This window comes from Streptomyces sp. NPDC111606 (genome assembly GCF_055656945.1).
In genome coordinates, this window is sequence record NZ_JBVKBY010000008.1 from 374,218 (window position 1) to 387,400 (window position 13,183).

11 protein-coding genes are annotated in these 13,183 nt (G+C 70.8%); 5 read left to right on the forward strand and 6 right to left on the reverse strand.

Annotated elements, in window-relative coordinates; genetic code table 11:
• Positions 1 to 14 precede the first annotated feature (14 nt).
• The 4 genes from ACZ7M7_RS28530 to ACZ7M7_RS28545 all read left to right on the forward strand — a co-directional run bounded on the left by ACZ7M7_RS28530 (position 15) and on the right by ACZ7M7_RS28545 (position 6,264).
• Positions 15 to 1,520, forward strand: a complete 1,506-nt coding sequence (locus ACZ7M7_RS28530) for a bifunctional glycosyltransferase family 2/GtrA family protein (protein WP_472121518.1) — start codon at positions 15 to 17, stop codon at positions 1,518 to 1,520.
• Positions 1,517 to 3,730, forward strand: coding sequence for an ArnT family glycosyltransferase (locus tag ACZ7M7_RS28535; protein ID WP_472121521.1), 2,214 nt, complete (start codon positions 1,517 to 1,519; stop codon positions 3,728 to 3,730). Before ACZ7M7_RS28530 ends, ACZ7M7_RS28535 begins: the two co-directional genes overlap by 4 nt.
• A gap of 114 nt (positions 3,731 to 3,844) precedes the next feature.
• A complete protein-coding gene (locus ACZ7M7_RS28540; RefSeq protein WP_472121524.1) occupies positions 3,845 to 5,350 on the forward strand; it encodes an MFS transporter in 1,506 nt (501 codons plus the stop codon).
• Between the two features lie 140 nt (positions 5,351 to 5,490).
• Entirely contained in the window at positions 5,491 to 6,264 is a 774-nt protein-coding gene (locus ACZ7M7_RS28545; protein WP_451167688.1) for a TetR/AcrR family transcriptional regulator, read from the forward strand.
• Positions 6,265 to 6,403: 139 nt separating this feature from the next.
• Here ACZ7M7_RS28545 and ACZ7M7_RS28550 read toward each other — a convergent pair whose 3' ends face one another.
• The 4 genes from ACZ7M7_RS28550 to ACZ7M7_RS28565 all read right to left on the reverse strand — a co-directional run bounded on the left by ACZ7M7_RS28550 (position 6,404) and on the right by ACZ7M7_RS28565 (position 10,859).
• Complete coding sequence (locus ACZ7M7_RS28550; protein WP_383628951.1) at positions 6,404 to 6,874, reverse strand: PPOX class F420-dependent oxidoreductase; 471 nt, start codon at positions 6,872 to 6,874, stop codon at positions 6,404 to 6,406.
• Positions 6,875 to 6,923: 49 nt separating this feature from the next.
• Positions 6,924 to 7,757: a YceI family protein gene (locus ACZ7M7_RS28555; RefSeq protein ID WP_472121527.1), complete on the reverse strand. Its 834-nt coding sequence runs from the start codon at positions 7,755 to 7,757 to the stop codon at positions 6,924 to 6,926.
• Between the two features lie 107 nt (positions 7,758 to 7,864).
• Positions 7,865 to 10,318, reverse strand: coding sequence for an MFS transporter (locus ACZ7M7_RS28560; protein ID WP_472121728.1), 2,454 nt, complete (start codon positions 10,316 to 10,318; stop codon positions 7,865 to 7,867).
• Positions 10,319 to 10,406: 88 nt separating this feature from the next.
• Positions 10,407 to 10,859 (reverse strand): MarR family winged helix-turn-helix transcriptional regulator, encoded by a 453-nt coding sequence (locus ACZ7M7_RS28565; RefSeq protein ID WP_383608087.1) that lies wholly within the window; start codon positions 10,857 to 10,859, stop codon positions 10,407 to 10,409.
• A gap of 205 nt (positions 10,860 to 11,064) precedes the next feature.
• On the opposite strand from ACZ7M7_RS28565, the gene ACZ7M7_RS28570 reads away from it, so the two are divergent.
• Positions 11,065 to 11,262 (forward strand): hypothetical protein, encoded by a 198-nt coding sequence (locus ACZ7M7_RS28570; protein ID WP_472121530.1) that lies wholly within the window; start codon positions 11,065 to 11,067, stop codon positions 11,260 to 11,262.
• Between the two features lie 12 nt (positions 11,263 to 11,274).
• On the opposite strand, the gene ACZ7M7_RS28575 is transcribed toward ACZ7M7_RS28570, so the two are convergent.
• Positions 11,275 to 12,045, reverse strand: a complete 771-nt coding sequence (locus ACZ7M7_RS28575; protein WP_472121533.1) for a hypothetical protein — start codon at positions 12,043 to 12,045, stop codon at positions 11,275 to 11,277.
• A gap of 49 nt (positions 12,046 to 12,094) precedes the next feature.
• Positions 12,095 to 13,006, reverse strand: coding sequence for an RNA polymerase sigma factor SigF (locus ACZ7M7_RS28580; protein WP_328426320.1), 912 nt, complete (start codon positions 13,004 to 13,006; stop codon positions 12,095 to 12,097).
• Between the last annotated feature and the right edge of the window lie 177 nt (positions 13,007 to 13,183).

Consider the following 13,183-nt stretch of genomic DNA (forward strand, 5'->3'; position numbering starts at 1 on the left):
CAAAAGTCGGTGTCATGCGAACCGACTCTTCTCCCGGCACCCTGCCGGCGCGGGAGCACCTCCCGGCCGGCGACGCCGGTACGCCTGTCCTGGACGTAGTGATCCCCGTCTACAACGAGGAGAAGGACCTCCAGCCGTGTGTGCTGAGACTGCATGACCACCTCAAGCGCACGTTTCCGTACGTGTTCCGCATCACGATCGCGGACAACGCGTCGACGGACACCACCCCGCAGGTGTCCCGGCGGCTGGAGGCGGAGATCCCGGAGGTCAGGGCCTTCCGGCTGGAGCAGAAGGGCCGCGGCCGGGCGCTGCGGACCGTCTGGTCCGCCTCGGACGCCCCGATCCTCGCCTACATGGACGTGGACCTGTCCACCGACCTCAACGCCCTGCTGCCGCTGGTGGCGCCGCTGATCTCCGGCCACTCGGACCTGGCGATCGGTTCCCGGCTCAGCCGGAGTTCGCGCGTGGTGCGCGGCGCCAAGCGGGAGTTCATCAGCCGCTCGTACAACCTCATCCTGCGCGGCTCGCTCCAGGCCCGCTTCTCGGACGCGCAGTGCGGCTTCAAGGCGATACGCCGCGATGTCGCCCAGGTGCTGCTGCCGCTGATCGAGGACACCGGCTGGTTCTTCGACACCGAGATGCTGGTGCTCGCCGAGCGCGCGGGCCTGCGGATCCACGAGGTGCCGGTCGACTGGGTCGACGACCCCGACTCGACGGTGCACATCGTGAAGACGGCGACCGACGACCTCAAGGGCGTGTGGCGGGTGGGCAGGGCCCTGGCGACGGGCTCGCTGTCGCTGGACCGGCTCACCCGCCCCTTCGGCGACGACCCGCGCGACCGCGAGATCGAGGACGTACCCAAGGGTCTGGCCCGTCAGCTCGTCGGCTTCTGTGTCGTCGGCGGCCTGTCCACCCTCTTCTACCTCCTCCTCTACAGCGGCTTCCGCGTCTTCACCGGCTCGCAGATCGCCAACGCGCTCGCCCTGCTGGTCTCCGCGATCGCCAACACGGCGGCCAACCGGCGCCTCACCTTCGGGGTGCGCGGCCGGGGCGGTGCCGTCCGGCACCAGGCGCAGGGCCTGGTCGTCTTCGGTATCGGCCTCGCCCTGACCAGCGGTTCGCTTGCCGCCCTGAACGCGGCGAGCAGCGACCCGGGCCACTCCACCGAACTCGCCGTCCTGATCGCCGCCAACCTCGCGGCGACGGTGCTGCGCTTCCTGCTCTTCAGGGCGTGGGTGTTCCCGGACCGGCGGGACGCCGACGCGACGGTGGGCGCCTCGCACACCCCGGCCCACCACTCCTCCTCCCCGACCTACTCCACGGTGGGCGCCGGTTCCATGGCGCAGCCCGGCCACCGCGGCCCGCTCCCGCAGCGCCCGGTGACCGAGAGCGCTCCCCACCACCCGTTCGACACCACCCAGTTCCGCGCCGGTGAAGCCGCGGACGGCAACTGGCGGGACGTCACCATGCAGTTGCAGCCGGTGCGCCCGCACGACACCGACTCCAGGGACTTGCGATGACCGTTCACGACGACCAGCAGACCCACGACCACGGCAGAGACGCGAGCCCCGGCACCTGGGGCCCTCCCCCGCCACCCCCGTCGGCCGCGCCGGCGCCCGAGGCCGGTGAACCCAAGCAGCCCTTCGTACGGCGCCTGTGGCGCGGCCGCCCCGAGGACCCGCGCTGGGCCCGCCCGGCCTTCCTCGGCCTCCTCCTCGCCACCCTCGCCCTCTACCTCTACAACCTGAGCGCCTCCGGCTACGCCAACTCCTTCTACTCGGCGGCCGTCCAGGCGGGCAGCCAGTCCTGGAAGGCCTTCTTCTTCGGCTCGCTGGACGCGGCCAACGCCATCACCGTCGACAAGCCCCCGGCGTCCCTGTGGCCGATGGCCCTGTCGGTGCGGCTCTTCGGGCTCCACTCGTGGGCGATCCTGCTCCCTGAAGTCCTCATGGGCGTCGGCACGGTGGCCGTGGTGTACGCGGCCGTGCGCCGCCGGTTCAGCCCCGCGGCCGGCCTGATCTCGGGCGCGGTGCTCGCGCTCACCCCCGTCGCGGCGCTGATGTTCCGGTTCAACAACCCGGACGCGATGCTGGCCCTGCTGATGGCCGTGGCCTGCTACTTCGTCATCCGGGGCCTGGAGGACGGCCGTACGAAGTGGCTCGTGTGGGCCGGTGTCGCGATCGGCTTCGCGTTCCTCGCCAAGACCCTGCAGGCCTTCCTGATCCTGCCGCCGCTCGCGATCGTGTACGCGGTCTGCGCGCCGGTGCCGGTGAAGAAGCGGATCGGTCAGCTCGCCGCGGGCCTGGTCGCGATCGTCGTCTCCGGCGGCTGGTGGGTCGCGATCGTCGAGCTGTGGCCCGCCTCCTCCCGCCCGTACATCGGCGGCTCGCAGAACAACTCCTTCCTTGAACTGACCTTCGGCTACAACGGCCTCGGCCGGCTCAACGGCGAGGAGACCGGCAGCGTCGGCGGCGGCGGTGGCGGCGGCAACTGGGGTGAGACCGGCTGGGACCGGCTGTTCGGATCCAGCATCGGCGGCCAGATCTCCTGGCTGATCCCGGCCGCGCTGATCCTGCTGATCGCGGGCCTGGTGGCCACGCGCAAGGCGCGCCGTACGTCGGTGACGCGCGGTTCGTTCCTCGTCTGGGGCGGCGCGCTGATCACGACCATGCTGGTCTTCAGCTACATGCAGGGCATCTTCCACGAGTACTACACGGTGGCCCTCGCCCCCTACATCGCCCCGCTGATCGGCATGGGCGCGGCGCTGCTTTGGGAGAAGCGGGACAAGATGTGGGCGTCGCTGACCCTCGGGGCCGCGATGACGGCCACCGCGGTCTGGGGCTACGTCCTGCTCAACCGGTCCTCCGACTACCTGCCCTGGCTGAAGTGGCTGGTCCTGGTCGGCGGTCTGGCCGCCGCGCTGGGCCTGATCTTCGCGAGCAGGCTCGGACGCCAACTGACCATGGGTGTCGTCGGCCTGGGCCTCGTCGCCGCGCTGGCCGGCCCGACCGCGTACACCCTCACCACGGTGAACGAGGGGCACACCGGCTCGATCGTCACCGCGGGTCCGGCGGTCTCGGGCGGCCGTGGTGGGCCCGGTGGTGGCGGTGGCATGGGCGGTGGTCCCGGCGGGGGCGGCATGCCCGGCCAGAACCAGCAGGGCCAGGGCCAGAACAACCAGCAGGGCGGCCAGAACCAGCAGAACGGCAACGGCCTCCCCGGCGGCGGTATGCCGGGCCTGCAAGGCCGGCAGAACGGCAACGGCAACACGCAGGGCGGGCAGGGGCAGAACAACCAGCAGGGTGGCCCCGGCGGCCGGACCGGTGACGGCGGCGGCATGGGCGGTGGCGGCGCGGGCGGCCTGCTCAACGGCGCCAGCGTCAGCGACGAGGCCAAGGAACTGCTGGAGAAGAACGCCGGCGACTACACCTGGGCCGCCGCGGCCATCGGCGCCCAGAACGCCGCGAGCTACCAGCTCTCCACCGGCGACCCGGTGATGGCGATCGGCGGCTTCAACGGCACCGACCCGTCCCCGACGCTGGCGGAGTTCAAGAAGTACGTGACGGACGGCAAGATCCACTACTTCATCTCCAGCGGCTCCGGCGGCGGCATGGGCGGCAGCAGCAGCGGCACGTCCTCGCAGATCACCGAGTGGGTCGAGGCCAACTTCAAGCAGGTGACCGTCGGCTCATCGACGTTCTACGACCTGACGCAGCGGACCAGCGGCTGACGGTTCTCGAAGCGGAAGGGCGTACGGCCTCGGCGGCCGTACGCCCTTCCGGCTTTCCGGTGCGGCGGGAATTCGCGTTGTACGGTGTATGGGATCTGTTCTACGGTGTACAGCATGACGACGTCCCCTCAGGAACAGGCCCCGGCCCAGCCACAGCCCGCGGCGCCGGGCGGCCACCCGCAGCGCTGGCTGATCCTCGGTGTCCTGTGCGTCGCGGTGCTCACCGTGGTGCTCGACAACACCGTCCTGAACGTGGCCATCCCCTCCCTCACCCGCGAACTGGGCGCGGCCACCTCCGACATCCAGTGGATGATCAACGCCTACTCGCTCGTGCAGTCGGGCCTGCTGCTCACCGCGGGCAGCGCCGCCGACCGCTACGGCCGCAAGAAGATGCTGGCCGCGGGCCTGGCCCTGTTCGGCGCGGGCTCGCTCGTGGCCGGCCTCGCCGACTCCACGGGCCAGTTGATCGCGGCGCGGGCCGGCATGGGCGTCGGCGGCGCGCTGCTGATGACCACCGTCCTGGCCGTGGCCATACAGATCTTCACGCCGGAGGAACAGCCGAAGGCGATCGGCATCTGGGCCGCGGTGAACTCGCTGGGCTTCGCGGCCGGACCGCTGCTCGGCGGCTTCATGCTGGACCACTTCTGGTGGGGCGCGATCTTCCTGATCAACATTCCGGTCGCGCTGCTCGCCCTGGTCGCGGTCGTGGTGCTCGTCCCGGAGTCGAAGAACCCGCAGGGAGACCGTCCCGACCTGCTGGGCGCCGTGCTCTCCACGATCGGCATGGTCGCCCTGGTGTACGCGATCATCACCGGGCCCGAACACGGCTGGGCGTCGGGCCGCGTCCTGGCGACAGCGGCCGTGGCCGTCGTCGTGCTGGCCGCCTTCGCGTACTGGGAGAGCCGGATCCCGTACCCCATGATCGACATGCACTTCTTCCGGAACAAGCAGTTCACGGGGGCGGTCTCGGGCGGTGTGCTGATCACCTTCGGCATGGGCGGCTCGCTCTTCCTGCTCACCCAGCACATGCAGTTCGTGCTCGGCTACGAGCCCCTGGAGGCCGGGCTGCGGACGGCCCCGCTGGCCCTGATGATCGTGGCGCTGAACTTCACCGGCGTGGCGGCGAAGTGGGCCGGCCGACTGGGGAACCCGCTGGCCATCGGGCTCGGCATGGCGGTCATGGCGGCGGGCCTCGCCTCCATCGCCACGATGGCCTCCGGCGGTTACGCCGGCACGCTGCTGGGGCTGGTCCTCATCGGCACCGGTGCCGCCGTCGCCAGTCCGGCGATGTCACACGCCATCATGAGTGCGATCCCGCCGGAGAAGGCGGGCGTCGGCGGTGGGATCAACGGGACGGTGGCGGAGTTCGGCACGGGATTGGGCGTCGCCGTGCTGGGCGCTCTGCTCAACTCGCGGTTCGCGGCGCTGATTCCGGTGGCCGCGACGTCCCTGCCGGCGGCGCTGGCGGCCGCGGGGTCGGCCGAGGAGAAGGCGGAGATCACGGACGCGTTCTCCTCCGGGCTGGAGAGCAGTCTGTTGGTGGGGGCGTCGGCCGTGTTGCTCGGGGGGCTGGTCGCGTGGGCGTTGCTTCGGCGTGCTGAGCGGGCAGAGTTCGCCTGAGAGGTCGGGACACATACGGTTGGTGGGCGACTGCGGGCCGTTGTGGCTGGTCGCGCCCACGCGGCGCAGCCGCATACAGCCCTGCGCCCCTGTAGGGGCGTTTCCCGCGACGACGATGCGAATGTCTAGGAAGGTGCGCCATGGTGAGGGCCGGGCAGTCCGCGCGGACCAGCGTCTGGCTGGAGGGCAAGGAACGTCGTGGCGGACGAGGCGGCGGGCAGCCCTCCGGGCTCGACCGGGACCGGATCACCGAGGTGACCATACGGCTGCTGGACGCGGACGGGCTGGCCAAGTTCTCCATGCGACGGCTGGCCGCCGAGCTGAACGTGACCGCGATGTCCGTCTACTGGTACGTCGACACCAAGGACGACCTGCTCGAACTCGCCCTGGACGCCGCGTTCGGTGAACTGACCCTGCCCGACCCGGAGGCCGACGAGGACTGGCGCGACCAACTGCGCGCGCTGGCCCGCGAGTACCGCGGCCTGCTGGTCCGGCACCCGTGGCTGTCGCCGCTGATCGGCACGTACGTCAACATCGGCCCGAACAGCCTCGCGTTCTCCCGCCAGGTCCAGCGGATCATCCGCAGGACCGGCCTCCCGGCACACGGCCTGGTCGCGGCCATCTCCGCCGTCTTCCAGTTCGTGTACGGCTTCGGCACGATCGAGGGCCATTTCATCGCCCGCAGCGCGGCGTTCGGCATGACCCCGGACGACTACTTCCAGCACGCCATGAGCACGGTCACGCAGGCTCCCGAGGCCGCCGAAATCGTCCAGGACTCCGCGGAACTCATGGAGGCCCGGGGTGGCGACACGGTGCAGGAGATGTGGGAGAGGGACTTCGGCTTCGCCCTCGACCTGCTGGTGGCGGGCATCGAGGCGATGGTCGAAAGGGCAGGGCGCGAGCAACGCCCCTAGGGCGCGGCAGTGCCTCGGGGGGCGCGGGGCCGTATCGATATGCGGCTCCGCCGCGTGGGCGCGATCAGCCACAGACAACCGGCACTCGCACGATCACCCGGCCCCCCGAGCTCTCAGGCGCCCGGAACAAGCCGCGCTCTCACGCGCCCTCGACCAGCCGCGCAGGAAACCCGCCGGTCGCCACCGGCCCCCACTTCTCCGGCGTCACCCGAATGATCGACTTCCCCTGCTTCAGCATCGCCGCCCGGTACTCGTCCCAGTCCGGATGCTCCCCGGCGATGTTGCGGTAGTACTCGACGAGCGGCTCCACCGACTCCGGCGAGTCGATGACCTCGGCGGAACCGTCGATCTGGACCCACGGCCCGTTCCAGTCGTCACTCAGCACGAGCAGGCTGACCCGCTGGTCCCGCTTGGCATTGCGTGTCTTGGCCCGCTCGGGATACGTGGACACCACGACCCGCCCCGAGTCGTCGACCCCGCAGGTCAGCGGCGAGGCCTGCGCGCTGCCGTCGGCCCGCCGGGTCAGGAGGATGGCGCGATGGCGGGGCCGTACGAAGTCGAGCAGCTCTTCGAGCGAGACGCGGGTGTTGGTCGCGATGTTCGGTGCCATGGGGTCAGCCTAGGGGCGGACCGGCCCTCTCAGCCTGACCCTGGCGTGCCTACCCTTGCGGCAGCGACCCGCCCTGCACCGCCTGGATGTCCAGCTCGACCTTGAGCGTCGTGCCGATGGCCGCGATCCCCGCCTGCACCACCTGGTTGTAGTTCATGGCGAAGTCGTCCCGGTGCAGTTCGGTCGTCGCGCGGAACGCCGCCCGTGTCCCGCCCCAGGGGTCGGCCCCCGTGCCGAGGTAGGCCAGGTCCAGGTCCACCGGCCGTACGACACCGTGCATGGTCAGCTCGCCGTGCACCGTCCAGCGGTCGGTGCCCGCGGCAGCCGTGACGCCCGTCGAGCGATATGTGATCTCGGGGTACTTCTCCACATCCAGGAAGTCCGGCGACTTCAGGTGCCCGTCCCGCACGCCGTTCCCCGTGTCGATCGAGTCGGCCCGGATCACCGCCTCCACGCGGGACTTGGTGAGGTCGTCCGGCGCGATCTCGATGGCACCGGAGAACCGGGTGAACCGGCCGTGCACGCTGGAGATCCCCAGGTGCTGGGCGACGGCGGCGACGCTGGAGTGGGCCGGGTCGACGGTCCACGGCCCGGGCGGCGGCAGTTCCGTGCCGCCCTGCCGGGCCAGCGTCACCGTGCCGACCTCGGCGCGGCCGCTCGCGGTGACGATGGCGCTCGCGGCGGCCGGGGCGTAGCCGACGGCGGTGACGATGACGGTGTACGCCCCCGCAGGCAGCGGATTCGCGTCCCGTACGGCCCCCTCCGCGTCCGCCTCGGCCCGCAGCACCTGCGTGCCCGTCATGTCGGTCACCGTGACGACCGCGTGAGAGACGGCCCATCCGTCCCGGGTGCGGATCCTCGCGGTCAGTCCCGTCAGTCCCATCCCGTCCAACTCCCTGCAAAGTCTTACAAATTGGCCATAAAGAAACCGGCCCGCGGCGCCGGCGCACCTCCGCTCAGAGCGCGCCGCCACCACGGGCCGGAGTTCGGCTACTCGCCGGGGTGGGCGAGTGCGATGTCGTGGTCGTCGGCTCCGCGGCCGGTCACCGTCAGGGCCGTCGCCACCGGCGGGTAGCCCGTCGCGATGACCGTGTACTCGCCGCCGTCCAGGTCGGTGAAGGCGTACGCCCCGTCCGGCCCGGTGGTGGCACTGCCCACGACGTTGCCCGCGGCGTCGACCAGCGTGACGCGCGCGTCGGCCAGCGGACCGTGCGGCGCCCGCACGACGCCCTGGACCTGGGCACCTGCCTCCAGGTCGACCTCGACCCGGGTGACCCCGGTGCCGCCGATCTCGACGGGCAGGGCGCGCGGCCGGTATCCGGCGGCGTTCACCGCGACGGTCACGGCACCCGGGACCAGTTCGGCGAAGCTGAACTCGCCCTGCTCACCGGTGGCCGCGGTGGCCAGCAGATCGCCGCGCACGTCGGTGACGATCACCATCGCGTCCTTGACGGCCAGCGAGCTCCCCGCGGCCCGGACCACACCGGTCGGGCCGCTGGTGCCGCTGAGCAGGATGTCGTACGCCATCGCCTCGTCACCGTTGACGACGATCGTGGAGGCCTGCGGCTGGAAGCCGTCGGCGGAGGCGATCAGGACGTAGGAGCCCGCGCCCGGCGCGTCGACCGCGTACGAGCCGTCGGCCTGTGCCACCGAGCGGCCCAGCTGGCGCCCGGCCAGGGAGATCAGCGTGACGGCTGCCTGCGGCACCGGCGCGCTCTCCGCGCCCCGCACGAAGCCGCGGACCGGGACTCCGCCGGACGGCGTACCGCCGGACTCCTCGGCACGCGCCACCGTGGCGACGGCGGCGAGCTTCTGGGTGCCGTCGGGAGCGGCCTCCGTGTCCGAGGAGGCGGAGGCGGCGGCCCAGCTCGGGACCCGCTCCCGCGCGGCGGCCGGCGCGGCAGTCTCGGCGGGCTTCGGCGTCGCGGGCTCGGCGCCCTCGGCGGCCTGGGCCAGGGCTCCCTTGGTCTTCAACGGGACCTCCTTGATGAACAGGGCGAACAGGAGGGCGAGGAAGGCGATCGGCGCGGCGTACAGGAAGACGTCCGCGACGCCGTGGCCGTACGCGCTCTCGATGACCGTGCGCACCGGCCCCGGCAGCGCGTCGAGGTCGGGGATCTCGCCGTGGCCGGACGAGCCGCCCTGGACGCCGAGCTTGGCCATGCCCTCCTCGGCGTAGTGGGTGATGCGGTGGCTGAGGACCGCGCCGAGGGCCGAGACGCCCATGGCGCCGCCGAGGGAGCGGAAGAAGTTCACGACCGAGCTGGCGACGCCCAGGTCGCTCGGGGCCACCTGGTTCTGCGTGGCCAGGACCAGGTTCTGCATCATCATGCCGACGCCGAGACCCAGCAGGGCCATGAAGATCGCGACGTGCCAGTACGGGGTGTCGTAGCGGATCGTGCCCAGCAGCCCGAGGCCCGCCGTCACCAGCACACCGCCGGCGAGCAGCCACGCCTTCCAGCGGCCGGTGCGGGTGATGACCTGGCCGGAGACGGTCGACGAGACGAACAGGCCGACGATCATCGGGATCGTCAGGACACCGGACATGGTCGGCGACTCGTTGCGGGCCAGCTGGAAGTACTGGCTGAAGAAGATCGTGCCCGCGAACATCGCGATGCCGACGAACAGGGACGCCAGCGAGGCGAGCGTGATGGTGCGGTTGCGGAACAGCCGCAGCGGGATGATCGGCTCGCTCGCCCTGGACTCGACGAGGACGAAGATCAGCAGCAGCGCGAGCGCGCCGCCGGTCATCGCGTACGTCTGCCAGGACACCCAGTCGTACTTGTCACCGGCGAAGGTCACCCAGACCAGCAGCAGGCAGACCGCGGCGGTGATGAAGAACGCGCCCGCCCAGTCGACCTTGACCTTCCGGCGGACGACCGGGAGGTGCAGGGTGCGCTGCAGCACGATCAGGGCGAGGACGGCGAAGGGCACGCCGACGTAGAAGCACCAGCGCCAGCCGAGCCAGTCGGTGTCGGTGATGACACCGCCGATCAGCGGGCCGCCGACCATCGCGGTCGCGAAGGTGGCGCCGAGGTAGCCGTTGTACCGGCCGCGCTCCCGGGGGGAGATCATCGCGGCCAGGATGATCTGGGCCAGCGAGGACAGACCGCCCATGCCGATGCCCTGCACCGCGCGGAACGTGATGAGCATGGCCGGGTTTTGCGAGAGACCGGCCAGCGCTGAGCCGGCCACGAAGATCACGAGGGCCAGCTGTATGAGGAGCTTCTTGGAGAAGAGGTCGGCGAGCTTGCCCCACAGGGGCGTGGACGCGGTCATCGCCAGCAGCGACGCGGTGACCACCCAGGTGTAGGCGCTCTGGCCGCCGCCGAGGTCCTTGATGATGTCGGGCAGGGCGTTGGAGACGATCGTCGACGACAGGATCGCGACGAACATGCCGAGCAGCAGCCCGGTCAGTGCCTCCATGATCTGCCGGTGCGACATCGGGGCGCCGTCGGTGGAGGCACCTGCTGAGTGCTTGGCGTGCGCCCGCACACCGGCTGGTGTGGTCGTTGCCATGAAATTCCTTTTCCTACTGGGTGATCGCGGGTGTACGGGGGGACTCGTCGAAGGACGACCTCAGCCGCGCCATGAGCCGGGTGAGCTGGATGACCTCGTCATCGGTCCAGTCGCTCAGGCGCTCGGCGAGCATCTGCGTGGTGCACCGCGACAGCCGGTCCACCTGTGCCAGGCCCTCGGGCGTCAGACGCAGGATGCGCGAGCGCTTGTCCGCCGGGTCGGCGGACCGTTCGATCCAGCCGCGCTCCACGATGTGGGCGACATGGCGACTGGTGACCGACATGTCCACGGCCAGCAACTCCGCGAGCTTGCTCATGCGCATGTCGCCGTGGCGGTTCAGCAACGTCAGTACGGCGGCGGAACCGGCGGGACAGTCGGACGGCAGCACCCGCCCCATCTCCCGCTTCACGGCGCCGAAGGCGCTGAACTGACGGACCAGCTCCTCGTACTGCGCCTGCTCGGCCATCACACCTCCGTCATTTGTTGCTTAGGGCAACCATAGAAGCCATTGGTTGCTACAGGCAAACAAAAGGGTCGACGGGGCCGCAAAAACTTGGCAAAGGCAAGTATTGCGACCGTAAATGTGCAGGTCGGGTGGGTCCTGTGCACCCCTGTGCAGGGCGGGAGCTCCCACTTGGGCCGAACGGGCAGATTCGCTAGGGTCCTAGGCCATGGCTAACACCCAGGGCCCCCAGGGCAACCACGACCCCGCAGGCAGCACCCAGATGTTCCGCGCGTTCGTCGACGAGGGCCCGCAGGGCGGTCGGCAGCAGCAGGCTTCCTCCGGCGGCCCCCGCATCGGCCTCATCGTCGGCGTGATCGTCGCCGTGGCGATCGTGGCGGCGGTGGCCTGGCTGGCGCTCAAGTAGGCGCTGCCGGGTTCACTTCCACCGGACGGAGACGTCCCGCGTCTCGATGTGCATGCCGAGCGGCACCCGCCAGGCCTCGACGCACACCGTCCAGCTCTTCTCCTTGCGCGCAGCGGCCTTGATCGGCGCCGGGAGTTCCTGCGACGACTCGATGGTCGCCCAGTCGATACCGAGCGCGCCGATGATGTGGGTGCCGAAGGTGACGGTGCCCGAACGCACGGCCGTGCCGCCCGAGTTGCGGAAGTCGAGCGTCACCTTCTCGCACCAGCGCTTGTCGGTGGGCTCCCGTACGGGGTCGCCCACGGTCAGCTTCGCGGGTGCGGGAGTGGTCGCGGGCGTCGAGGGCGCGGGTGACCTGCCGGGCGGGGCCGCGGGGTCGGCCGGCGTGACCGCGCGGCCGGGGGTTTCACTCGGGAGGCGGTCGGGACGGTCTGTTCCTCCGCGCCCCGCTTCCCGGGAGGCTGCCGGCTCCTGACTCCCGCCCTGATCGGGGGAGTTGCCGCCACGCTCACCGCTGCCGCTGCCGCTGCCGCTGCTGTTGCCGCCGCCCTCGCCGCCCTTCGGCCCGTCGAGCGGCACCAGCGTCACCTCGCCCGTCGGCGCGGCAGCCGGACCGGAGACACGGGGCGGACCGCCCGCAGCGCCTGTCGCGACGTACCCGTCACCGCCTCCGCCGCCTCCGCACGCGGCCAGAGCCCCGCCCAGGCAGACGACGGCCGCCGAAGCGCCGATCACGGCGCGCCGACGGCCAGGTGTCGAGGTCGTCCATATCCGGCGAAGCATCGGGCCATGGTGGCTGACGCTCCGTCAAATATGAAGGGCACAGCAGGGGTCAGTCGGAGATGAGGCCCTCCCGCAGCTGCGCCAGGGTCCGGGTCAGCAGCCGGGAGACGTGCATCTGGGAGATGCCGACCTCCTCGCCGATCTGCGACTGGGTCATGTTCGCGAAGAAGCGGAGCATGATGATCCGGCGCTCGCGGGGCGGGAGTTTGGCCAGCAGCGGCTTGAGGGACTCGCGGTACTCGACGCCCTCGAGCGCGGTGTCCTCGTACCCGAGCCGGTCGGCCAGGGAGCCCTCGCCGCCGTCGTCCTCCGGCGCCGGGGAGTCCAGCGAGGAGGCGGTGTACGCGTTGCCGACCGCGAGGCCGTCGACGACGTCCTCCTCGGACACGCCCAGCACGGCGGCGAGTTCGGTCACCGTCGGGGAGCGGTCCAGCTTCTGGGAGAGCTCGTCGCTGGCCTTGGTGAGGGCCAGCCGCAGCTCCTGGAGCCGGCGCGGGACGCGCACCGACCACGAGGTGTCGCGGAAGAACCGCTTGATCTCGCCGACGACCGTCGGCATCGCGAACGTCGGGAACTCCACGCCCCGTTCGCAGTCGAAGCGGTCGATCGCCTTGATCAGGCCGATGGTGCCGACCTGGACGATGTCCTCCATCGGCTCGTTGCGCGAGCGGAAGCGGGCGGCCGCGTAGCGCACCAGCGGGAGGTTGAGCTCGATCAGCGTGTCCCGAACGTACGCGCGCTCGGGGCTGTGCTCGTCCAGTGCGGCGAGCCGCAGGAACAGGGAGCGGGACAGGGTGCGGGTGTCGATGTCACCCGAGGCCGGTACGGCCGGGACATCGGTTGCCGGGAGGGCCTGGGCCGGGACGGCCTCCAGAGCCGTGACGTCGTCGAGAACGGCGTCGGGCGCGGACTCGCTCTTTGTGAGCGTGAGCACCTTCGAGCTGCCCTGGTCTGCGGACATGCCACCCCCTTTGGGTCGCGGGACGGTCGTGGCGAACGCTCCGAACGAGGAACGCCAGCCTTCACCTGAATACCGGAGCCGAAGCCACGGCAAACGCGCTTCCCGAAGAATGTCACATGTCGGCAACACGCTGTAGTGACATGTCGACATGTGAGACTCGAATCCGCCCTGGATAAA